Genomic DNA, 22,665 nt, shown 5'->3' on the forward strand with positions numbered 1-22,665 from the left:
TTTTCCTAGCGCATCGCCAGACGCCCCAGGCGTCGCTCAAGGATCCTTCGAGCTGTCGCTACCGGGCAAGTTGAATACAGTGAGGCCTTCCGTATACTGGAGCGACACTATGTTCAGGCTGTATACAAATGAGGTCCCTGTGATGGCATCGCCTGTCTTGTCATTTCGCGTTGAAGACGATCTGGTTGAACGCTTGGATGAGCTCGCCCAAGCGACAGATCGTGATCGCCAATATCACCTCAAGCGCGCACTGGCGCGTTATGTGGATGCCGAGTCTTGGCAGCTTCAAGCCACCATCCAAGGAATTGAGGATGCCGACGCGGGCAACCTCACGGATATAGACGCAGTGAAAGCGAAGTGGGTGAACCGTGCGAAAACTCGTACTGACCAATAAAGCCGAAAGCGATCTGCAAGCGATCCACGATCACTATGAACCCTTAGTGGGGGCGGCCCATGCGGACGCCCTCGTGGTGCGCCTACTCGACTCACTGCACTGTTTGCAGCGGTTCACCGGGCTGGGCCGGCCTTCACAGGTTCCCGGCATCCGAGAGCTAGTGTTAAGCGAGTTGCCCTTTATCGCGCCCTATCGATTCGTCGCGAACGAGGTGCAGGTGTTGCGGCTTTTGCACCAACGCGCCGAGCGGCCGGAAAGCGGGTAACGGGCCGCCTCACCGCCCAGCACGAAACGCCGCCAAGCCCTTGCTCGCTTGCTTACGAATTGCGCCCTGCACCAACGGCGTCCAGCCCAGCAACGTGCCTTTGGTTCCGAGCGCCTGTGCGGACCATTTCCACAAGTCAAAACGATCGCGGTGCTCAACGATCTTGCCGTCGCGAAAAACGAAGCTCGCCTGAATGCGATTAACCACCGTGCGCCCGGTGCCGCTGAATAAATAAGTAGCGACCCAGTGTGCACTGCCACTTTGCTCATCGGCTTGCACGTTTGAGTAATCGAGGGAGAAGTTCTGCGCACGGCTGGTGAGCATGCGCCACATATCAGCGGCTTCGCCGCCCTTGAGAGCGGGGAACACCGGATCACTGAAGGTCACGTCATCGGCATAGCATGCGGCCATGGCTTCAGCGTCTTGGCGCTGGAAGGCTTGGTAGAAACGGGTAATCAGTTCGGCGTTGGGGTGGCTCATGACGGCTCCGGCTGGCGGTGGAAGTGGCGGCATTATCGAGCCACGGACAAAAATCCACGATTGGCTAAATCGACAAGTTTGTGTTCAAAATAGCCACCCTCTCGGTTTCTTGGTTGGCGCTTCATGCTGCGCGTTGCCCTTTATATTTGCCCGCAAACGGTGTGCTCGAGCCTAAGCATGGCGATGGACGCATTTCAGTTGGCGAACCAACTGGCGGGGGAGCGCGTGTTCAACTTGCAGCGCTTCAGTCTGGACGGCCGCGCCGTGCAACTGCAGTTCGCGAGCATCAGCGTAGACGCAGATTTGAGCCTGGCCGAGAGCGCCGACTTGATCCTGCTGCCGGCAACCGGCAGCGCCATCGACACCACCTTGAGCGTGAACGCAGCTTTGTTGCCCTGGCTCGCGAAACAGGCGCCCCAGCGCTTGCTCGCCAGTTTGTGCAGCAGCGCCTTTCTGCTGGGCGCCGCCGGGGTTCTTGATGGCCGGACTGCCACAACCCACTGGAGCCTCGCATCGCAGTTTCGCCAGCGTTTTCCACGCGTGAACCTGCAAGCTGAACTCCTGATCACCCACGATGACCGCTTGTTCTGCTCCGGCGGTGCGCACGCCGGATTAGACCTATGCCTGTACCTGATCGGCTGGCATGCCGGTGCCGACCTCGCGCAGAAAGTGGCCGCCGCGCTGGTGTTCGACCAGGGCCGTGGCGAGCAAACCCGCTTTGCGCCGCTGGTACCGGACACCCCGCGCACTGACCCGCTGCATCCGCTGCTGACGTGGATGCGCAAACACCACGCCGAGCCGCTGGACCTGCCACGCCTGGCCCAGCAGGCCAATTGCTCACCGCGCACGTTGCTGCGCCGGTTTCGCGCCAGCACTGGCGTTACCCCGAACGAATATTTACAGCGGCTGCGCATTAGCGCTGCCCAGGCGGCGTTGCGTCAGCCGGCGCGCTCGTTGGAGCAGGTGGCCGCCGACGTTGGCTTCGGCGACCGCGCAGCTTTTGCCAAACTGTTCAAGCATTTATGCGGCGAAACGCCGGGCGCCTTTCGCCAGCGCCTACGCAGTTAACAGCCGCCAGACAAAACGCCCGTCACCGCATAGAATCGCCGCAGCCTTTAGGAGACGCCTGCCATGCTGATGGTGATTTCACCCGCCAAAACCCTCGACTACGACACCCCGCCTGTTACCAGCCGCCATACCCAACCGCAACACATCGACCATGCCCAGGAACTGATCGCCCAACTGCGCGACTTCACCCCGGCGCAAGTGGCCGAGTTGATGCATCTGTCAGACAAGCTCGCTGCCTTGAACGTGGCGCGCTTCGGTAGCTGGTCGCCGAAATTCACCAAAAAGAACGCCAAGCAAGCACTGCTAGCGTTTAAAGGTGACGTGTACACCGGCATGCATGCCGACGACTTCAGCGAAGACGATTTCGACTTCGCGCAAAAACACCTGCGCATGCTATCCGGCCTCTACGGCGTACTGCGCCCGCTGGACCTGATGCAACCTTACCGCCTGGAAATGGGCACCAAACTTGCCAATGCGCGGGGCAAAGATTTGTACGCATTCTGGGGCGACAACATCAGCGGCTGGCTGAACCAGGCGCTCAAAGCGCAAGGCGATGACGTGCTGCTGAACCTGGCCTCCAACGAATACTTTGGCGCGGTGAAACGTCAGGCCTTGAAAGCGCGAATCATCAACACCGACTTCAAAGACCTGAAAAACGGCCAGTACAAAATCATCAGCTTCTATGCCAAAAAAGCGCGGGGAATGATGGCGCGGTACGTCATCAAAGAACGCCTCACCGACCCTGCCGGCTTGAAGGACTTCAACTACCAGGGTTACCGGTTCGACGCGGCGCAGTCCAAGCCCGACCACCTGGTTTTCCTGCGCGACGCTGCAGAGGAATAACGGCATCGCGGCTAAAGCGGATCGCCGCCCGGCCGCTCCTACAGAACTGTTCAGCCGTTGCCACAGAACTTCGCGCCCCTGTGGGAGCGGCTTTAGCCGCGAGGCTTTTGGGCCAAACGATCTTCGTAATCCTGACAAACCCAATCGCGGCTAAAGCCGCTCCCACAGGCACCCGCGTTTCTCGTTAACCCTACGTTTATATCTGCGCAACGGCGCCGCAAACACCTGCTGCCATTCAAAGTTCCCCACCTATACCCAAACTTTAAGCGGGCATTTACAACACTATCGTCCTAACTCTAAGTGGTGGCACTTTAACCAACCTTAAGTAGTGGCCAAAAGTTATTGAACTGCACCACGCCCTATACCCGGCGGCATACAGCGTCATTGCCACTATATTGAAATCACGTTAAACAGACTTCGTATTGCGAAGTATTGCGAAACCCTGACGAACGGTAGGAACTATCATTTCTCCAGCGGGCTCATAACCCCCGTAACGACTTTTTACAGGTCGACTTTCTTAGTGCTGCCCGCACTAGCCGACCCAACTTGCGCAATAAGCCGTGGTTGTTTATTCGCTATAAGTCGCTACAAGCAAAGCGCTACAGAACCGATGTAAACGAAGCAGCGAACGATGGAGAAGCAGTACCTAAAAGACCTACTGCACAGCCTCACCAAAGGCTCTACGACCAGTGTTGGAGCGTAGGCCTGATAGCCGGGCGCATCCCTCTTACAACATGCCCAAACACGCATTCACGCAGTTGAATGTGACGAACTTTTTATGCCTGCGCTTTTGCGAATTATATAAGCGAAGCGCTTTACATGGGCGGTGGTTAGTTAATCACCCACGGTTTAACGGCGTAACTCAAGGTAATAGGTGAATACAATGCGTATTAGCATTTTTGGTTTAGGTTATGTCGGCGCAGTATGTGCCGGCTGCCTGTCTGCACGTGGTCACGAAGTTGTAGGTGTGGATATATCCGAAGACAAGATCAACTTGATCAACAGCGGTAAATCGCCAATTGTCGAACCCGGCCTCGAAGCCTTGTTACAGCAGGGTATTGAGACCGGCCGCCTGCGAGGCACCACCGATGTTGCCGCTGCAATACGCGACACCGAACTTTCGATGCTGTGCGTCGGCACCCCGAGCAAGAAAAACGGCGACCTGGAGCTCGATTACATCGAGTCAGTGTGCCGCGAAATCGGTTTTGTACTGCGTGATAAAACGACCCGCCACACCGTGGTAGTGCGCAGTACCGTGCTGCCCGGCACGGTGAAAAATGTGGTGATTCCCCTACTCGAAGACTGCTCAGGCAAAAAGGCCGGGGTGGATTTTGGCGTAGCGGTGAACCCGGAATTTCTGCGTGAAAGCACGGCGATCAAAGACTACGACCAGCCGCCGATGACCGTCATCGGCGAGTTGGACAAACAATCGGGCGATGCCTTGGAATCGCTGTACAGCGAGCTGGACGCGCCGATCATCCGCAAAGACATCGAAGTCGCCGAGATGATCAAGTACACCTGCAATGTCTGGCACGCGGCCAAGGTCACGTTCGCCAATGAAATCGGCAACATCGCCAAGGCCGTCGGCGTCGATGGTCGCGAGGTGATGGACGTGGTCTGCCAGGACAAAACCCTTAACCTCTCGCAGTACTACATGCGCCCCGGCTTTGCCTTTGGCGGTTCGTGCCTGCCCAAAGACGTACGCGCCCTCACCTACCGCGCCAGCCAGCTGGACGTCGAACACCCAATGCTGGGCGCCATCATGCGCAGCAACGTGGCCCAGGTGCAGAACGCCTTCGACATCATTGCCAGCCACGACAAACGCAAGGTCGCCTTGCTCGGCCTGAGCTTCAAAGCCGGCACCGACGACCTGCGCGAAAGCCCGCTGGTGGAGCTGGCCGAGATGCTGATCGGTAAAGGCTTCGACCTGAGCATCTACGACAGCAACGTCGAATATGCACGGGTGCACGGGGCGAACAAGGATTACATCGAGTCGAAAATTCCTCACGTTTCATCCTTGCTCAACAGCGACTTCAACGAGGTGGTGGATAACTCCGACATCATCGTTCTGGGCAACCGCGACGAGCGTTTCCGGCCACTGGCGCAGCATGCCCCCGAGGGCAAGCAAGTGGTTGATCTGGTGGGCTTTATGAAGCACACCAGCAACGGCACTACCGAAGGCATCTGCTGGTAGCCGTAAGTCCGGGGCGCGCGATGTTTGGCTGAAGTGCCGCCCCGACTTTTACCCCCTGCCTTACACGCAACACGGTCGCGCGCGCAGTGCGCTGCGCCTTGGCCGAAGGCATGTTTTTGAGAGACGGACAGGACACCTAAATGGATAGGCTCAAGCAGGGTTTAACAGAAGGCGCGGGGTGGCTGCTCTACCTCAGCCTTTTGTGCGCACTCGCCCTCGCGCTACCCCGATCAGTGTTCGACCCCGAGTCCAAACACTTCATTTTGCTCATCGGTGTGGTGGGCATCTGGCGCTACTCCATGGGCGCGCTGCATTTTTTACGCGGCGTGCTGTTTCTGTACGTGGTGTTCCCCTATTACCGGCGCAAGGCGCAGAAGCTTGGCGAGGCGGCAGACCCGTCCCACGTGTTTTTGATGGTCACCAGTTTTCGCATCGATGCGCTGACCACGGCGCAGGTGTACCAGTCGGTGATTCGCGAGGCGATTGAGTGCGGCTACCCCACCACCGTGGTGTGCTCGATCGTCGAACTTTCCGATGAATTTCTGGTGAAGAGCCTGTGGGAGAAATACAACCCGCCGGAGCGCGTCACCCTCGACTTCGTGCGTATCGCCGGAACCGGTAAACGCGATGGTTTGGCCCACGGCTTCCGCGCCATTTCCCGGCACTTGCCTGACCGCGATGCCGTGGTGGCGGTGATCGATGGCGACAGCGTGCTCGAGCCTGGCGTGGTGCGCCGCACCGTGCCGTATTTCAAGCTGTTCCCCAATGTCGGCGGCCTCACCACCAACGAATTCTGCGAGGTGCGCGGCAGCTACATCATGAGCGAGTGGCACAAGCTGCGCTTCGCTCAGCGGCACATCAACATGTGCTCGATGGGCCTGTCCAAGCGCGTGCTGACGCTAACCGGGCGGATGTCGATGTTCCGCGCGCCGGTTATCAGCAATCCTGAATTTATCGCCGACGTGGAAAGCGACTCGCTCGACCACTGGCGCCTGGGCCGCTTCAGATTTCTGACCGGCGACGACAAGTCCAGCTGGTACAGCCTGATGCGCCTGGGCTACGACACGTTCTACGTGCCCGATGCAGCGATCAACACTGTCGAGCACCCGCCGGAAAAGAGCTTTATCAAGGCCAGCCGCAAGCTGATGTTTCGCTGGTACGGCAACAACCTGCGGCAGAACTCGCGGGCCATGAAACTGGGCGTCAAACGCCTGGGCCTGTTCACCAGCGTGGTGCTGTTCGACCAGCGCGTGTCGATGTGGACCTGCCTGCTGGGCCTCACCGTGGCGATCATCGCCAGCCTCAAATACAGCATCGCGTTCTTTCTCGTGTACCTGCTGTGGATCGGCTTTACCCGCCTGGTGCTCACCCTGTTGCTGTCGATCAGCGGCCACCACATTGGCCCCGCTTACCCGGTGATTCTTTATTACAACCAGATCGTCGGCGCGATGGTGAAGATCTACGTGTTCTTCCGCCTTGACCAGCAATCCTGGACCCGCCAGCCGACCAAGCTCAACCGCGACCTCGCCAGCTTTCAGCAGTGGTTCAACACCTGGTCGTCGCGAACCATGACCTTCTCTGCCACCAGTGTGTTTGTCGCCACGCTGCTGCTGGTGGTGTGAGCGCGACCCCAATGGATCAACGACTCTCGAGTAGGAACAAGCCCATGAATACAGCCGTCAACGTCAATGTGGTGCACGAATCCGAAGCCCAGCGTCAGTTCGCCCGAGTGCGCCTGCCGGCCAAAATCCGCTTCAGCGGCAAGAACCGCGAGGTGGTCGAACAGACCGTTACCGACATGTCTGCCGGCGGCTTCAGCTACGCGGCGGCCACTAGCAACGTGCAGGTGGGCGACTTTCACAAAGGCAAAATGCTCTTTGTGATCGACAACATCACCCTGGCCATCGACACCGAATTTCAGGTGCGCTCGGTGGATGCCGACACCCAGCGCGTCGGCTGCCAATTCAGCAACATGCGCCCCCGGGAAATCGCCACGCTGCGCCATTTGATTACCGCCCACTTGAGCGGCGAATTGGTCAGCGTCGGTGAACTGCTCACCACCTTGCAGCGCGAAAACTTCACCAAAGCGCGCAAGCAAAAAAGCGGCGCCGGCATGAGCGCGTTTGCCCGCATGCGCGCGGTCACCTTTAGTGTCGGTGTGTTCCTGGTCGGCCTGCTGGCGTTTGGTTTTCTGTTCAAGTCCATCTACAGCCTGTACTTCGTCACCCACGCGCAATCGGCACTGGTCAACGTGCCGGGTATGCAAGTGACGATGCCGCGCGAAGGCACGGTGCAAAGCCTGATCGGCGCCGATGGCTTGGTTAAAAAAGGCGCGCCCATCGCCACTTTCAGCGCCTCGATGCTGGAAATGCTCAAGGGCCATCTGGACGACAAACAGCTGAGCCCATCCAACGTCGCCACCCTGTTCAGCAAGCAAATGAAAGGCACTCTGACCAGCCCGTGCGACTGCGTGCTGGCCAAGCAATACGTGGCCGACGGCCAATACGCGAGCAAGGGCGATGTGATTTTCGACTTGGTTTCTCGCGAGGCCAAAGCGCAAATCGAAGCGCGTTTCCCCTACAGCAAATTCAACGAAATCAAGCCCGGCGCCCGAGTGAATTTCCAGGTCGCTGGCGTGGATGACGTGCGCAGCGGCAAGGTGCTCAGCAGCAGCCTGAATGACACCGGCAACTTGTCGTCGGACATTCGCGTGGTGATCCAGCCCGACGAGCCGCTGGACAACGCCCTGGCTGGTCGTCCGGTGGAAGTGAGCAGCGACAACGGTCCGTCTTTTGGCTGGTTTGCCGACAAGGCCTTGGCGGCAGGGCTCTGACCTATGGCCATTTCTTCTTTGCACGCGTTTGCGCGCTCGCCGTGGCTGGCCGTCACGCCGCTGGTGATGGCCCTGGCCATGGCAGGCTGCGCGGGCCTGCCTGATCAACGCCTGGCCAACGAGGCGCTGAAAAACGGCGACACCGCCACGGCCCAGGCCAACTACAAAGCCTTGGCCGACATGGGCTACGCCGACGCCTCGGTGGGGCTTGCCGATATCCAGCTGCAAAGCGGCGACCCGGCGCAACTGGCTGCCGCCGAGAACACGTTCCGGCAAGCCGCAGACAATTCGCCGCGTGCGGCGTCGCGTCTGGGCCGGCTGCTGGCAACCAAACCCAACGCCACCGAGGCCGAGCACAAGGAAGCCGAGCAGCGCCTTAAGCAAGCGTTCGCCAATGGCGAAGAAGGCGCTGTGCTGCCCCTGGCGATGCTCTACCTGCAATACCCGCACACCTTTCCCGAAGTGAATGCGCAGGAAAAAATCAGCCAGTGGCGCGAACAGGGCCACCCGCAAGCGGAACTCGCGCAGGTGCTGCTGTACCGCACGCAAGGCACGTATGACGCGCATCTGGCTGACGTGGAAAAAATCTGCCAACAGGCCCTGGCAGCCGCCGACGTCTGCTACGTCGAACTCGCCACCGTGTATCAGAAACGCGGCGATGCAGATAAGCAGAAAGCCCTGGTCGAGCAACTGCGCAGCGCCTATGGCCGTGGCGTGGTGCCGGCCGCGCGGATGGAAGGTGTGGCCCTGGTGCTGGCCGACCAGGAGCTGGTGGCCGCCTCGGCTGACAGCGAAAACGGCGGCAAAACCGACCCGGCCACGGCGCAGGAACTGCTCGAGCAGATTGCCCCCACCTACCCCGCCGCGTGGGTCAGCCTGGCGCAACTGCTGTACGACTACCCGGAACAAGGCGACATCGACAAGATGCTCGGCTACCTGAAAAACGGCCGCGACGCCGCGCAACCGCGCGCCGAACTCCTGCTGGGAAAACTCTATTACGAAGGCAAGCTGCTGCCGGCCGACCCGCAGAAAGCCGAACAACACCTGCTAAAAGCGGCGCCGACCGAAACCAGCGCCAATTACTACTTGGGCCAGATGTACCGCCGGGGCTACCTCGGCAAGGTGCAGCCGCAACAGGCGCTGGACCACCTGCTGGCCGCCGCCCGCGCCGGGCAGAACAGCGCCGACTTCGCCCTGGCGCAGATGTTCTCCCAGGGCCGCGGCATTCAGCCTGACCCGGTGAACGCCTTCGTGTTCAGCCAGATCGCCGTGCAAAAAGGCACCCCGCAAGCGCCCGAGCTGGCGGCGCAAATCGAACAGCAACTGCCCCCCGGTTCCCGTGCGCAAGCCGAGCGCCTGCTGCAACAGGAACAAGCCTTGCGCGGCGCCGTTCTACAACAGACGACACAGATGCAAGCCATGCAACCTCAGGACGGGCAGGAGCCGCTATGAGCCACGCAAAACGCAAAACCACCAAAGCATGGATGAGCGCCGGTTTCGGCCTAAGCGCTACGTTGATCACCGCCCACTCCGCCTGGGCGGTGCAAATGACCGACAGCAGCAGCTGGGGCCTGGACGTGAAGATTACCGCCCAGTCCGAAGACGACCGCGACCTCGGCACCCGCAGCGGCGGCGACGTCAGCGGTGTGGGTATCGACCTGCGCCCCTGGGTGTACGGCAAGCGCGGCAACTGGAGCGGCTACGCCATGGGCCAGGCGGTGAGCGCTACAGACATCATCGAAACCGACACCCTGCAGCAACCTGAAGACGGCGAAAACGCCGAGAGCAGCAACAGCAGCGACGACAGCCGCCAGCCCGACAAAAGCTACCTGGCGCTGCGCGAATTCTGGGTCGGCTACTCCGGCCTTACGCCCTACCCCGGCGAAGAACTGCGCCTGGGCCGCCAGCGCCTGCGCAACGACGACGGCATGTGGCGCGACACCAACATCGAAGCGCTGAACTGGACCTTCGATACCACCTTGCTGCGCGCCCACCTGGGTGCAGCCGAACGCTTCAGCGAATACCGCACCGACCTCGACGAACTGGCGCCGAAAGACAAAGACCGTCTGCACCTCTACGGCGACGTGGAAACACAGTGGACGCCTGGCCAGTGGGTCGGCCTGAACGTGCAACACGCCCGCGACGATGGCGACCTTAATCGCCCCGGCGAAACGGTCGATGAACTGGATAAAACCAGTACCGGCGACCTCACCTGGCTTGGCATTCAGGCCAACAGCGACGCCTACAACCATCGCAACGAAAACCGCCTCAACTACTGGGCCAGCGCTACCTGGCTGACCGGCGACCGCGACCGCTTGAACACCTCCACGGTGGGCGGCGAGCAAGTCGCCACCGGCAAGCAAAGCGGCGACGTCAACGCCTGGGGCACCGACCTGGGCCTGCGTTTCAACCTGGATGAAAACTGGAAAGTCGGCGCCGCCTATGCCCGTGGCAGCGGCGGCGGTGGCGACAGCGGCGAAGACAACTTCGAGCAGACCGGCCTGCAAAGCAACCGCTCCACCTACACCGGCACGCGCTCGCGGGTGCACCGCTTCGGCGAGGCGTTTCGTGGCGAGTTGAGCAACCTGCAAGCGGCCACGCTGTTCGGTTCCTGGCAACTGCGCGAGGACTACGACGCGAGCCTGGTGTACCACAAGTTCTGGCGCGTCGATGACGAGCAACCGATCGGCACCAGCGGCATTAACGCCGCCATGCAAGACGGTGAAAAAGACATCGGCCAGGAGGTCGACGTGGTGCTCACCAAGTACTTCAAACAGGGCCTGCTGCCCGCTGCCGTCAGCGAAAGCATCGACGAGCCATCCGCGTTGGTGCGCTTTCGCGGTGGCGTGTTTAAGCCCGGCGACGCTTATGGCCCGGATGCCGACTCGTACATGCACCGCGCGTTTGTTGACGTGATCTGGCGCTACTGATGACCGGCCACGGGAGAGCCCTTGTGATGACTGCACACACCCCGCCGCTCCATCCGCTGCTGTTGGCCGGCGTGCTGCTGTTCACCGGTGCGTTCGGCCCTGCGGCACTGGCTGTGGAGGTGCCGCCAGCGTCCGACAGCCAGCAAAACGTGGCACGCGCCAGCGACGCGCCATTGCCCGGCACCGACGGCAAGCCGCAAGCGACCAAAGAATTGCGCCAGGCCAAAAGCTACACCGTGACCACCGCGCCGACCGACGCGCTGGAATTGGCCGCACCGAAATTGCCCGACCTCAGCGGCTACACCGCCGAGGCGGTAACCGCCAAGATCGACCGCCGTAAAAAAGGCAGCGTCACCGTGCGGCGCATGGTGCAGCAAGATGCCCTGAAAGAATTTATCGGCGGCAACAACCGCATGGCCGAATGGGTGACGCGTCAACGCGGCATGCCACAGGCGATCTTTATCGAAGGCGGTTACGTCAGCCTTGGCGAGGTGGCGAAAAAGCTGCCCAAGCAGTACTTCACCGCCGATGCCAATGGCGTGTTCACCCTGCGCCTGCCGCTGGTGGTGGCCAAAGACGCGACGTTGCAGATTGGTAAAGACGTCAAGGAACTGCGCCTCTCGCAAGACCGCGGCGCGTTTATCGTCAACGACGGCAAGCTGTTTATCACCGACACCCAACTCACCGGTTGGAACGAGGCGAAGAAAGCCCCGGCCACCTTTAAAAAACCGGAAGAGTTTCGCCCGTTCCTGCTCTCTTGGGGCGGCACCGAGACGTACATCGTCAACAGCAAAATCGCCAGCTTCGGTTACAGCACCAGCAAGTCCTACGGCGTGAGCATTTCCCAATACACGCCCAACATGAGCAAGCAAATGGGCCGCGCCATGCCCACCGGCTGGATCATCGGCTCCGAATTCTCGGACATGTGGTACGGCTTCTATTGCTACGAAACCCAGGACTTCGTCATCAAAGACAACGTCTACCGCGACAACATCATCTACGGCATCGACCCCCACGACCGCTCGCGCCGCCTGGTGATCGCCGGCAACACCGTGTACGGCACGCACAAGAAGCACGGCATCATCATTTCCCGCGAGGTGGATGACAGCTGGATCATCAACAACAAGGTCTACGACAACGCGCTGTCCGGCATCGTTATCGACCGTAACAGCGTGAACAACCTCGTCGCCTACAACGAGGTTTACCGCAACAACTCCGACGGCATCACCCTGTACGAAAGCTCCAACAACCTGATTTGGGGCAACCAGGTAATGAGCAACGCGCGCCACGGCATTCGCCTGCGCAACAGCGTGAACATTCGCCTCTACGAGAACCTGGCCGCCGACAACCACCTGGTCGGCGTGTACGGCCACATCAAAGACCTGAGCGACACCGACCGCGACATCGACCTGGACCCGTTCGACACCAAGGTGTCGATGATCGTGGTGGGCGGCGAGCTGATCAGCAACGGCTCGGGACCGCTGTCCATCGACTCGCCGCTGAGTGTGGAGCTGTACCGAGTGGCCATGCTGGCGCCGACCAAATCGTCGGGCATCAGCTTCTCCGGAATTCTCGGCGACAAGCAAAACGAAATTCTGGACCTGATGGTTCGCCAGGATAAGGCAGTGCTGATCGACCCCGTTGAAAGCCAGGCCGAACTTCAGGACTGAGGAGCATGCATTTCATGTACGTAGACAAGCCCCTGCACACCGCCAAGCGCTCAGCCAAAAGGCTCGCCCCGTCTGCACTGGCGCTCGCCTTGCTCACCGCCGCCGCCGCCCCTATGACCGAGGGCGCCGAAGCCGGCGCGCCGCAGTACAGCGTTCACGGTAATCCGCCGCTGTGCCCGGCGGCAGCGAACAACAATTTGTACAACACCAAATACCTGGGTTTCTTTACCCACTTGGTGCAGGCCCAGGACGACTGGCTGTTTCGTACCACCTACGACCTGCGCACCGACTTCGGCACCACGCCTGAGGGCTACGCCAAACTCAAAGCGTTGCGCGATGCCCTGAAGAAAAAAGGCATCGAACTGGTGGTGGTGTACCAACCGACACGCGGCCTGATCAACCGGGAGAAACTCACCAGCGAGGAGCGCAAAGCGTTCAACTACGACCTGGCGAAAAAGAACTACCTCGCCACCGTGGAAAAGCTGCGCCAGACCGGCATGTGGGTGCCGGATTTCAGTCCGTTGTTCGATGAAAACGAACAGCACGCCTACTACTTCAAAGGCGACCACCACTGGACGCCTTACGGTGCCGAGCGCACCGCGAAAATCACCGCCGCCACGCTGAAAGAAATTCCCGGCTTCGACGACATTCCCAAGCAGCAGTACGAGAGCAAACGCGTGGGCCTGTTGTCGAAACTCGGCACCTTTCACAAAGCCGCCGCGCAGCTGTGCGGCAACAGCTACGCCACTCAGTACGTCGACCGTTTCGAAACCGCCGTGGCCGACAGCGGCGGCGGTGAAGACGGCGGTGGCGATGACTTGTTCGGCGACGAATCGCAGCCGCAAGTGGCGCTGGTGGGCACCAGTAACAGTGGGCCGGCGTACAACTTCGCCGGTTTCCTGGAGCAATACAGCGGCGCGGAAATCCTCAACAACGCCATCTCCGGCGGCGGCTTCGACAGCTCGCTGCTGCAATACCTGAGCAGCCAGGAATTCCACGAACACCCGCCGAAAATCATCGTCTGGGAATTCGCCACGCACTACGACATGGCGCAGAAAAGCTTCTACCGCCAGGCCATGCCGCTGGTAAACAACGGCTGTGAAGGGCAAAAGGCACTGCTGAAAAACGACGTGAAACTGCACAACGGCAGCACCGAGATTCTGGTCAACGGCAAGAACCAATTGCTCGACCTGCAAGGCGGTCAACACCAGATCGACCTGACGTTCAGCGACCCTTCAGTGAAAACCCTGCAGGCGACCATCTGGTACCTCAACGGCCGCCGCGAGAACCTCAAACTGGAACAAAGCGCCGCCGCCGATACCGGTGGCCGCTATGTGTTCCAACTGCGTAACGACCCTGGCTGGGCAGAGCTGAACATGCTCGCCTTGGAAATTCACAGCCCCGAGCAAATGCCCGACGGCCTTAGCGTAAAAGCCACGCTGTGTAAACGACCGGCAGGCGGGGCCGGCACCCTAACGGCAAAAGCCGCAGGAGGCACGAACCTATGAACATCCCTCACACCTTGCTGCGCAGCGCAGCGTTGAGCACCTTGTTGGTTGCCGGTAGCGCCAGTGCCGCCCTGGTTCCACCCCAGGGCTACTACGCGCCGATTGAAAGCAAGAAAAGCAAACCGCCGGAAGAACAATGCGGCGCGCCGCCCACGCCTTACACCGACAAGCTGGTGTTTCGCAGCAAATACGAAGGCTCGGACAAAGCCCGGGCCACACTGAACAAGGAATCGGAAAAAGCCTTCCGCGACTCCACCGCCAGCATCACCACCCTGGAACGCGGCGTGAGCAAGCAGGTAATGGGCTACATGCGTGACGGTCGCCAGGAGCAGCTCGACTGCACGCTGAGCTGGCTGACCACCTGGGCCCAGGCCGATGCGTTGCTGAGCACCGACTTCAACCACACCGGCAAGTCGATGCGCAAATGGGCGCTGGGCAGTGTGGCGTCGGCGTATCTGCGCTTGAAGTTTTCCGAATCGAAACCGCTGGCGGCCTACCCGCAACAGTCGCAACTGATCGAGCGCTGGTTCAGCAAGTTGGGCGATCAGGTGGTGAAAGACTGGAGCTACCTGCCACTTAAACAGGTGAACAACCACTCGTACTGGGCGGCGTGGTCGGTGATGGCCACGGCGGTGGCGACCGACCGGCAAGACTTGTTCGACTGGGCGATTGAGCAATACCGCGTCGGCGCCAATCAAGTGGACGACGAAGGCTTTTTGCCCAACGAACTGAAACGCAAACAGCGCGCCCTCGCCTACCACAACTACGCCCTGCCGCCGCTGGCCATGATCGCTAGCTTCGCCGAAGCCAATCACGTTGACTTGCGCACGGAAAACCGCGACGCCCTCAGCCGCTTGGCCAAGCGGGTAATGGAAGGCGTGAACAACCCCGACGAATTCGCCAGCAAGGCCGGCGAAAAACAGGACATGGATGACCTGAAAATCGACAGCAAATTTGCCTGGCTGGAACCGTACTGCCAACTCTACCAATGCGCCGGCGACACGTTGAAGTGGAAGCAGTCGATGCAGCCGTTCAAGACCTTTCGCCTGGGTGGCGATTTGACCCGCGTGTTTGATCCGCAGGCGGAGAAGGGCAAGAAGGATTCCTGAGTTTCGCACTAACTCTTGTAGGAGCGGCTTTAGCCGCGATGCTCGAGATAGCTAAAAGCATCGCGGCTAAAGCCGCTCCTACAGGACAGCCGAAGACCAAGTGACAACGTAATCCTTGCCGGAAATTCCGGGGGGGTTTGGGGGGGATGTGGCGCTAGCCACGTCCTCTGAACCGAAGGTGACGATGGAGAGAGTCGGATGGTTTTTTCATCCAATGTGTTCCTGTTCTTGTTCCTGCCGATATTCCTCGGCTTGTATTACTTGAGCGGGCAACGCTATCGCAATCTGCTGCTGCTGATTGCCAGCTACGTGTTCTACGCCTGGTGGCGGGTGGACTTTCTTGCGCTGTTTGCCGGCGTCACGCTGTGGAATTACTGGATCGGCCTTAAGGTCGGCGCCGCCGGGGTGCGGACCAAGCCGGCGCAGCGCTGGTTGCTGCTCGGTGTGGGGGTAGACCTGTGCATTCTCGGCTATTTCAAATACGCCAATTTTGGCGTCGACAGCCTTAACGCCATCATCACCTCGTTCGGCCTGGAGCCGTTCATCCTCACCCACGTGTTGCTGCCCATCGGCATCTCGTTCTACATCTTCGAGTCGATCAGCTACATCATTGACGTGTACCGAGGCGACACCCCGGCCACGCGCAATCTCATCGACTTCGCCGCGTTCGTGGCGATCTTCCCGCACCTGATCGCCGGCCCCGTATTGCGCTTTCGCGACCTGGCCGATCAGTTCAACAACCGCACCCACACCCTGGATAAATTCTCCGAAGGCGCCACGCGCTTTATGCAGGGGTTTATCAAAAAGGTGTTTATTGCGGACACCCTGGCGATTGTCGCGGACCATTGCTTCGCTCTGGAAAATCCCACCACTGGCGATGCCTGGCTCGGTGCGCTGGCCTACACGGCGCAGCTGTATTTCGACTTCTCTGGCTACAGCGACATGGCCATCGGCCTGGGCCTGATGATGGGCTTTCGCTTTATGGAGAACTTCAAGCAGCCGTATATCAGCCAATCGATCACCGAGTTCTGGCGGCGTTGGCATATCAGCCTGTCCACCTGGCTGCGTGATTATCTGTACATCACCCTGGGCGGCAATCGCGGCGGCAAAGTGGCCACGTACCGCAACCTGTTTCTGACCATGCTGCTGGGGGGCCTCTGGCACGGCGCCAATATCACCTACATCGTTTGGGGCGCCTGGCATGGCGTGTGGCTGGCGATTGAAAAAGCCATTGGCATCAACACCGCACCGCGCAGTTTCAACGTGCTGCGCTGGGCCTTCACCTTCTTGCTGGTGATCATGGGCTGGGTGATTTTCCGCGCGGAAAACCTGCACGTGGCCGGCCGCATGTACGGCGCCATGTTTGGCTTTGGCGACTGGAACCTGTCGGAACTCAACCGCGCCAACCTCACCGGCCTGCAAGTGGCAACACTGGTGGTGGCCTACGCCACCCTCGCCTTCTTCGGGCTGCGTGATTTCTACGCCAACCCGCCCATCGACACACGCAAAACCGCCGAGGCCGACGGCCCTGCCACTGCGCAACCGGGCACCGTTAAAGCGGTGCCGGGCGAGCAGCCGAACATTCATGTGCCCGGCTTCACCGTCGGCGCCGAGGCGCAGGTGCAAGCGGCCTACTGGACCGCCGACTGGCCGCGCTACGCCATGCGAACGCTGGTGTTGCTGCTGTTCATGGCCTCGATTCTCAAGCTCTCGGCGCAGAGCTACTCGCCCTTCCTTTACTTCCAGTTCTGAGCGAGCCCAGCCATGACCCGATCATTACGCATTCTGTATATCGCCGTGTTCCTCGGCCTGCTGCTGGGCCTGGGCCTGTGGTCGCTGCGCGCCTTTACGGGCTTTAGCACCACGCCAACCGACACCGTGCTCAACGGCAAATGGGCCAAGGCCGCCGAAACCCAGTACGACAAGGAATTCCCGCTAAAACGCCTGGGCACGAACTTGTGGGCCGCGCTGGATTACACGCTGTTCAACGAAGGCCGCCCCGGCGTGGTGCTGGGCCGTGACCAATGGCTGTTCAGCGATGAGGAATTCAAGCCCATCGCCAACGGCCAGGATTACCAGCAAGAGAATCTGGCGTTGATTCAAGGCGCGCGCGAGCAGTTGGAGAAACGAGGCGTGAAATTGGTGCTGGCCATTCTGCCGGCCAAGGCGCGGTTGTATCCCGAGCACCTGGGCGATGAAGCCCCGGCCTCGCTGCACAGCGACTTGTACCAACGCTTCCACGCCAGTGCCGAACAGGCTGGCATTGTCGCCCCGGACCTGCTCATGCCGCTGCAACACGCCAAGCTGCAAGGCCAAGTGTTCCTGCGCACCGACACGCACTGGACGCCCATGGGCGCCGACGTAGTGGCGCAGAACCTCAGCGCCACGGTGGCCAACCAGGCGCCGATCAATGCCGCGCCGCAGCAATTCATCACCGAATCGAAACCGCCCGAGCCGTACAAGGGCGACCTCACCTCGTTCCTGCCGCTAGACCCGCTATTCAGCGACTTGCTGCCCAAGCCAGACCAGTTGCAACAGCGCACCACGCGGGCCGCTGATGGGCCTGCGGGAAACGGCGACGATGCATTGTTTGCCGACGCCCAGGTGCCCGTTGCCTTGGTGGGCACCAGCTACAGCGCCAACCCCAACTGGAACTTCGTCGGCGCGTTGCAACAAGCGCTGAAGAGCGATGTGGTCAGCTACGCCGAACAGGGCCACGGGCCCATCGAACCAATGCTCAAGTATTTGCAAAGCGATGAGTTCAAAAACGCGCCACCACAGCTGGTGATCTGGGAATTCCCCGAGCGCTATTTGCCGATGAAAACCAACCTGAGCGACTTCGACCCCAACTGGGTCGCTCAACTCAAGGCCGCCGGTGCGGCTACTGACGTGGCCGCATCCGGCCGCCAATCCTCCTTGCCAATCCAGGCAAACCGCTAGACCGATGCCCTGCTCGCGCCTTTCAGGGCGGGCATCACCTCATCATGGAGAACGACACAATGAAGCCATCCATCACCCATGCAATCGTTAACAACCGCCTCGGTAAAGCCTGCGCGTTCGTGGTAGTTGGCCTGCTCGCCGCCCAGGTACACGCCGACGAAGCCGCCCTTTACGGCCCCACCGCGCCGAAGGGTTCGGCATTCGTGCGGGTGTACAACGCCGGCAGTCAGGAAATCAACGCCACGGTCGGCAGCGCCAAGCTCAGTGACGTCGGCCCACTGGGCAGCAGCGACTTCGGCTTTCTGCCGGGCGGCGACTACAGCGCTCAGGTCGGCTCGCAAACCGTGCCGGTCAAGCTGGCCGCCGATAAGTACTACACCATCGTCGCCCTGCCCGGCGGCCAACCGAAACTGGTGGAAGAACCGCCATTCAAAAACAAACAGAAAGCCCTGGTGCGCGTGCAAAACCTCAGCGACACCAAGGTCACCCTGAAAACCGCCGACGGTAAAACCGCCGTCGTCGAAGACGTCGCCCCCGCCGCCCGAGGCGACCGCGAAATCAACCCGGTGAACGTCAAGCTCGCGCTGTTCAACGGCTCGCAAAAAATCAGCGACCTGAAGCCGGTCTCGCTTGCTCGCGGTGAAGCGGTTGCGCTGTACGTCACCGGCTCTGGCAGCAAGCTTTCGCCAGTTTGGGTCAAGCGCCCGACTGCTACTGAATAAACCAGCTTTTGGCTTTTCGCTTCGTGAATATCGATCTCGCGAGCTAGAGCGTGCCAAGGCAAAACCAGACCAGGAAGCGCAGTTGGCTGTAGCCAATGAGCAGTCCTGGGCTGGTTTTAACGCAGGCAGGCCGACGCGCAGTAGATCGCACGGACTCACATGTAAAGGAGATTCCCATGATTCCAATTATTCTTTCGGGCGGCAGCGGTTCGCGGCTGTGGCCGCTATCGCGCAAACAGTTTCCCAAACAATTCCTCGCCCTCACCGGCGAGCACACCATGTTCCAGCAAACCCTCGAGCGCCTGGTGTTCGAAGGCATGCAGCCGCCGGTAATCGTGTGCAACAAAGACCATCGTTTTATCGTGCAGGAGCAGCTCTCGGCGCTGAACCTGGCGAGCCAGGCCGTACTGATGGAACCCTTCGGCCGCAACACCGCGCCGGCCGTGGCGATTGCCGCCATGAAGCTGCTTAACGAAGGCCGCGACGAGTTGCTGCTGGTGATGCCGGCGGACCACGTCATCGATGACCAGAAAGCCTTCCAACGCGCCCTGGCCATCGCCACCATCGCCGCCGAAGCGGGTGATTTGGTGCTGTTTGGCGTACCGGCAACCAAACCGGAAACTGGCTATGGCTATATCAAAGCCAGCCTGGACGGTGCCCTGCCGGAAGGCGTCAGCCGCGTCGAGCAGTTCGTGGAAAAACCCGATGCCCAGCGCGCTGCCGAGTTTGTTAAATCCGGCAGCTATTTCTGGAACAGCGGCATGTTCCTGTTCCGCGCCAGCCGTTTCCTCGACGAACTGAAACGCCACGACCCGGACATCTACGACACCTGCCTGCTGGCGCTGGAACGCAGCGCATTCGATGGCGAAAACATCGACATCGACGCCGCCACGTTCGAGTGCTGCCCAGACAACTCCATCGACTACGCCGTGATGGAAAAAACCGACCGCGCCTGTGTCGTGCCGCTGACCGCTGGCTGGAGCGACGTGGGTTGCTGGAGTTCGTTGTGGGATGTGCATGAAAAAGACGACGCCGGCAACGTCACCAAAGGCGACGTGGTGGTGCGCGACAGCCACAACTGCCTGGTGCACGGCAACGGCAAGCTGGTGTCGGTGATCGGCCTGGAAAACATCGTGGTGGTGGAAACCAAGGACGCCATGATGATTGCCAGCAAAGACCGCGTGCAGGAGGTCAAGCAGCTGGTCAACACGCTGAAAGAGGCGGGCCGCAGCGAAACCGAAAACCACTGCGAGGTGTATCGCCCGTGGGGCTCGTACGACTCGGTGGATATGGGCGGGCGCTTTCAGGTTAAGCACATCACCGTGAAGCCAGGCGCGCAGTTGTCCCTGCAAATGCACCACCACCGGGCCGAGCACTGGATTGTGGTGTCGGGCACCGCCGAGGTGACGTGCGATGAAAACGTGTTTCTGCTGACGGAGAACCAGTCGACCTATATTCCGATTGCCTCGGTTCACCGGCTGGCCAACCCGGGAAAAATTCCGCTGGAGATTATCGAGGTGCAGTCGGGCAGTTATCTGGGGGAGGACGACATTGAGCGGTATGAGGATATTTATGGGCGCGATGAGGGCAGTGGGGTGCAGGTGAAGACGGTGGTGCGCTAGAGCCAAACGGCCCCTCTCCCCCGGCCCCTCTCCCGCAAGCGGGCGAGGGGTGACGTCTTCAACCAAACGGTGATCGGCCCCCTCGCCCGCTTGCGGGAGAGGGCTGGGGAGAGGGGCTCTTCATCTATGACCGGCCAAAAAAAAACCGGACCCCAAGGCCCGGTTTTTTCCCTCCTATCCACCCCTCACATATTCGCTTCCGCGTACTCGGCCAGCACCGACCGTGGCACGCCTTGCAAGGTGATATGCACCCCGTGTGGAAAATCTTTGAAGCGCTCCGTCAGGTAGGTCAGCCCCGAGCTGGGTGCTGACAGATACGGCGTGTCGATCTGCGCCAGGTTACCCAGGCACACCACTTTCGAACCGGTACCGGCACGCGTGATGATGGTTTTCATCTGGTGCGGCGTCAGGTTCTGGCATTCGTCGATCAGAATCAGGCTTTGCTGGAAGCTACGACCGCGAATGTAGTTCAGCGATTTGAATTGCAGCGGCACTTTGCCAAGGATGTAGTCGACGCTGCCGTGGGTGTTCTCGTCGTCCATGTGCAGGGCTTCGAGGTTGTCGGTGATGGCGCCCAACCACGGCTCCATTTTTTCCGCTTCGGTGCCGGGCAGGAAACCGATTTCCTGATCCAGACCTTGCACGCTACGGGTGGCAATAATGCGGCGGTAACGCTTGGTGACCATGGTCTGTTCAATGGCGGCCGCCAGGGCCAGGATGGTTTTGCCCGAGCCGGCCGCGCCGGACAGGTTGACCAGGTGAATATCCGGATCAAGCAAGGCGAATAGCGCCAGGCTCTGGTAAATGTCGCGAGGGCGCAGGCCCCACGCTTCCTGATGCAGCAAGGGTTCCTGATGCAGGTCGAGCAGCAGCAGCTCATCGGCTTTGATGCCTTTGACCCAGCCGACAAAGCCCTGCTCGTCGATGATGAATTCGTTGATGTGTACGGCCGGCAAGTTGTCGGTCATCTGCACGCGGTGCCAGGTACGGCCGTGGTCCTGGCGGGTGTCGACCTTGTTGACGCGATCCCAGAACGAGCCGCTCAGGGTGTGATACCCGCGCGGCAACAGCGAGATGTCGTCGACCAGTTGGTCGGTGTGGTAGTCCTCGGATTCAATGCCACAGGCGCGCGCCTTGAGGCGCATGTTGATGTCTTTGGTAACCAGCACCACAGAGAGGCCCGGCTTGCGTGATTGCAAGTCGACCAGCTGGTTGATGATTTTGTTGTCGTTGAGGTCTTCGGGCAGCCAGGTGATGGGCTCGGCGCGACGACTCATGAGGATGGAGAGATAACCGCAGGGACCGCTTTTATCGCGTTGAATCGGTACACCGTGTTCGACTTCTTCGGGAGAGGCACCGCCGAGAATCTTGTCGATCAGGCGGATGGCTTGCCTGCATTCTGCTGCGACGCCTTGCTTGCCAGTTTTGAGTTTGTCCAGCTCCTCGAGCACGGTCATGGGGATGGCGACGTGGTGTTCCTGGAAATTCAGGAGGGCGTTGGGGTCGTGGATCAGAACGTTTGTATCGAGGGCGTAGAGGATTGGAGCAGTAGGGCTGGAGCGTCCGTGGTCATCCATACTCGGTCACCTTCTTATAGGAGCCAAGCGACGGAATGCCAGGTCAGCGCTCCGCCGCACCAGACCGCCGTTTCATTCCCTGGCCGCAGCGGGGGAATTGCACCAGCAGAGAAGAGGCTGCTGCGTGCCAGTTACGACGGTCTGCCTTTTAGATACTCCAAAAAACGTGACAGGAAAAAGTAATTTTTGCGTTTGCCAGGTTTATTTTTCGGTGCGACGAAAAGCCCTTGGCGTCCCTGCAGCACCTCGTTAAAGTCGGAAGTCCTACCAGCGCTTAACAGCCTTTTCCTACATACATTGTGCGTATGCAGGATCGTTCGCCCCGCCCTCCTCCTGTTCTCTTTTTTCCATCACCGTTTGCTGCCGTACCGGCCTGCGCCCGATGCAAGGCACAAGTGCGCGCGTGCGAACTGGTATGATGCGCCGCTTTTTTCGCCGCACCCGACTCCTCGGAACCGAGCCACAGAGCGCCAGCCAGGCGTCTGTGCTTTGCTTCGATGAGCAACAAGA

At 60.2% G+C, this 22,665-nt stretch carries 18 protein-coding genes; 16 read left to right on the top strand and 2 right to left on the bottom strand.

Annotated features, from left to right (window positions below):
* The first annotated feature begins 142 nt into the window (after positions 1-142).
* Together ACZZ0Q_RS18800 and ACZZ0Q_RS18805 are read left to right on the top strand one after the other, a co-directional pair.
* On the top strand, positions 143-394 hold the full coding sequence (locus tag ACZZ0Q_RS18800) for a CopG family ribbon-helix-helix protein (RefSeq protein ID WP_463542289.1): 252 nt from the start codon (positions 143-145) through the stop codon (positions 392-394).
* Entirely contained in the window at positions 369-659 is a 291-nt protein-coding gene (locus ACZZ0Q_RS18805; RefSeq protein WP_463541220.1) for a type II toxin-antitoxin system RelE/ParE family toxin, read from the top strand. Before ACZZ0Q_RS18800 ends, ACZZ0Q_RS18805 begins: the two co-directional genes overlap by 26 nt.
* Positions 660-668: 9 nt before the next feature.
* On the opposite strand, the gene ACZZ0Q_RS18810 is transcribed toward ACZZ0Q_RS18805, so the two are convergent.
* Complete coding sequence (locus ACZZ0Q_RS18810; RefSeq protein WP_463541219.1) at positions 669-1,139, bottom strand: nuclear transport factor 2 family protein; 471 nt, start codon at positions 1,137-1,139, stop codon at positions 669-671.
* A gap of 123 nt (positions 1,140-1,262) precedes the next feature.
* Here ACZZ0Q_RS18810 and ACZZ0Q_RS18815 point away from each other — a divergent pair, with 123 nt between their 5' ends.
* The 14 genes from ACZZ0Q_RS18815 (at position 1,263) to ACZZ0Q_RS18880 (ending at position 20,578) form a co-directional block, all read left to right on the top strand.
* A complete protein-coding gene (locus tag ACZZ0Q_RS18815) occupies positions 1,263-2,207 on the top strand; it encodes a GlxA family transcriptional regulator (protein WP_463541218.1) in 945 nt (314 codons plus the stop codon).
* 63 nt (positions 2,208-2,270) lie between these two features.
* On the top strand, positions 2,271-3,050 hold the full coding sequence (gene yaaA, locus ACZZ0Q_RS18820; RefSeq protein ID WP_463541217.1) for a peroxide stress protein YaaA: 780 nt from the start codon (positions 2,271-2,273) through the stop codon (positions 3,048-3,050).
* 883 nt (positions 3,051-3,933) lie between these two features.
* On the top strand, positions 3,934-5,244 hold the full coding sequence (gene algD, locus ACZZ0Q_RS18825) for a GDP-mannose 6-dehydrogenase (protein ID WP_122492868.1): 1,311 nt from the start codon (positions 3,934-3,936) through the stop codon (positions 5,242-5,244).
* A gap of 140 nt (positions 5,245-5,384) precedes the next feature.
* A complete protein-coding gene (alg8, locus tag ACZZ0Q_RS18830) occupies positions 5,385-6,866 on the top strand; it encodes a mannuronan synthase (RefSeq protein ID WP_463541216.1) in 1,482 nt (493 codons plus the stop codon).
* 44 nt (positions 6,867-6,910) lie between these two features.
* On the top strand, positions 6,911-8,077 hold the full coding sequence (locus ACZZ0Q_RS18835) for a PilZ domain-containing protein (protein ID WP_463541215.1): 1,167 nt from the start codon (positions 6,911-6,913) through the stop codon (positions 8,075-8,077).
* A 3-nt stretch (positions 8,078-8,080) separates the two neighbouring features.
* Entirely contained in the window at positions 8,081-9,529 is a 1,449-nt protein-coding gene (algK, locus tag ACZZ0Q_RS18840) for an alginate biosynthesis TPR repeat lipoprotein AlgK (RefSeq protein ID WP_463541214.1), read from the top strand.
* Positions 9,526-11,007, top strand: a complete 1,482-nt coding sequence (locus ACZZ0Q_RS18845; RefSeq protein ID WP_463541213.1) for an alginate export family protein — start codon at positions 9,526-9,528, stop codon at positions 11,005-11,007. Before algK ends, ACZZ0Q_RS18845 begins: the two co-directional genes overlap by 4 nt.
* Positions 11,008-11,033: 26 nt before the next feature.
* Positions 11,034-12,677, top strand: a complete 1,644-nt coding sequence (gene algG / locus ACZZ0Q_RS18850) for a mannuronan 5-epimerase AlgG (RefSeq protein WP_463541212.1) — start codon at positions 11,034-11,036, stop codon at positions 12,675-12,677.
* Between the two features lie 14 nt (positions 12,678-12,691).
* Positions 12,692-14,185 carry an alginate O-acetyltransferase gene (locus tag ACZZ0Q_RS18855; RefSeq protein WP_463542288.1) on the top strand — a complete coding sequence of 498 codons (1,494 nt, stop codon included), beginning with the start codon at positions 12,692-12,694 and terminating at the stop codon, positions 14,183-14,185.
* Positions 14,182-15,294, top strand: coding sequence for a mannuronate-specific alginate lyase (locus ACZZ0Q_RS18860; RefSeq protein ID WP_463541211.1), 1,113 nt, complete (start codon positions 14,182-14,184; stop codon positions 15,292-15,294). Before ACZZ0Q_RS18855 ends, ACZZ0Q_RS18860 begins: the two co-directional genes overlap by 4 nt.
* A gap of 198 nt (positions 15,295-15,492) precedes the next feature.
* Entirely contained in the window at positions 15,493-17,046 is a 1,554-nt protein-coding gene (locus ACZZ0Q_RS18865) for an MBOAT family O-acyltransferase (protein WP_463541210.1), read from the top strand.
* A gap of 12 nt (positions 17,047-17,058) precedes the next feature.
* Positions 17,059-18,234 carry an alginate O-acetyltransferase gene (locus ACZZ0Q_RS18870; protein WP_463541209.1) on the top strand — a complete coding sequence of 392 codons (1,176 nt, stop codon included), beginning with the start codon at positions 17,059-17,061 and terminating at the stop codon, positions 18,232-18,234.
* A gap of 71 nt (positions 18,235-18,305) precedes the next feature.
* Complete coding sequence (locus tag ACZZ0Q_RS18875) at positions 18,306-18,956, top strand: alginate O-acetyltransferase AlgF (protein WP_463542287.1); 651 nt, start codon at positions 18,306-18,308, stop codon at positions 18,954-18,956.
* A 176-nt stretch (positions 18,957-19,132) separates the two neighbouring features.
* The gene (locus ACZZ0Q_RS18880; RefSeq protein ID WP_463541208.1) at positions 19,133-20,578 is read left to right on the top strand and encodes a mannose-1-phosphate guanylyltransferase/mannose-6-phosphate isomerase; all 1,446 of its coding nucleotides are present in this window, start codon (positions 19,133-19,135) and stop codon (positions 20,576-20,578) included.
* Between the two features lie 185 nt (positions 20,579-20,763).
* Here the strand turns inward: ACZZ0Q_RS18880 and ACZZ0Q_RS18885 are convergent, their stop codons facing one another.
* Entirely contained in the window at positions 20,764-22,155 is a 1,392-nt protein-coding gene (locus ACZZ0Q_RS18885; RefSeq protein ID WP_463541207.1) for a PhoH family protein, read from the bottom strand.
* Positions 22,156-22,665 lie beyond the last annotated feature (510 nt).

Source organism: Pseudomonas sp. AC070, from assembly GCF_979258635.1.

Bases quoted from the DNA above. Each gene is read 5' to 3' on its own strand.
- ACZZ0Q_RS18800 (WP_463542289.1), top strand. From the start codon at position 143: ATGGCATCGCCTGTCTTGTCATTTCGCGTTGAAGACGATCTGGTTGAA.
- ACZZ0Q_RS18810 (WP_463541219.1), bottom strand. From the start codon at position 1,139: ATGAGCCACCCCAACGCCGAACTGATTACCCGTTTCTACCAAGCCTTC.
- ACZZ0Q_RS18815 (WP_463541218.1), top strand. From the start codon at position 1,263: ATGCTGCGCGTTGCCCTTTATATTTGCCCGCAAACGGTGTGCTCGAGC.
- yaaA (WP_463541217.1), top strand. From the start codon at position 2,271: ATGCTGATGGTGATTTCACCCGCCAAAACCCTCGACTACGACACCCCG.
- algD (WP_122492868.1), top strand. From the start codon at position 3,934: ATGCGTATTAGCATTTTTGGTTTAGGTTATGTCGGCGCAGTATGTGCC.
- alg8 (WP_463541216.1), top strand. From the start codon at position 5,385: ATGGATAGGCTCAAGCAGGGTTTAACAGAAGGCGCGGGGTGGCTGCTC.
- ACZZ0Q_RS18835 (WP_463541215.1), top strand. From the start codon at position 6,911: ATGAATACAGCCGTCAACGTCAATGTGGTGCACGAATCCGAAGCCCAG.
- algK (WP_463541214.1), top strand. From the start codon at position 8,081: ATGGCCATTTCTTCTTTGCACGCGTTTGCGCGCTCGCCGTGGCTGGCC.
- ACZZ0Q_RS18845 (WP_463541213.1), top strand. From the start codon at position 9,526: ATGAGCCACGCAAAACGCAAAACCACCAAAGCATGGATGAGCGCCGGT.
- algG (WP_463541212.1), top strand. From the start codon at position 11,034: ATGACTGCACACACCCCGCCGCTCCATCCGCTGCTGTTGGCCGGCGTG.
- ACZZ0Q_RS18855 (WP_463542288.1), top strand. From the start codon at position 12,692: ATGTACGTAGACAAGCCCCTGCACACCGCCAAGCGCTCAGCCAAAAGG.
- ACZZ0Q_RS18860 (WP_463541211.1), top strand. From the start codon at position 14,182: ATGAACATCCCTCACACCTTGCTGCGCAGCGCAGCGTTGAGCACCTTG.
- ACZZ0Q_RS18865 (WP_463541210.1), top strand. From the start codon at position 15,493: ATGGTTTTTTCATCCAATGTGTTCCTGTTCTTGTTCCTGCCGATATTC.
- ACZZ0Q_RS18870 (WP_463541209.1), top strand. From the start codon at position 17,059: ATGACCCGATCATTACGCATTCTGTATATCGCCGTGTTCCTCGGCCTG.
- ACZZ0Q_RS18880 (WP_463541208.1), top strand. From the start codon at position 19,133: ATGATTCCAATTATTCTTTCGGGCGGCAGCGGTTCGCGGCTGTGGCCG.
- ACZZ0Q_RS18885 (WP_463541207.1), bottom strand. From the start codon at position 22,155: ATGGATGACCACGGACGCTCCAGCCCTACTGCTCCAATCCTCTACGCC.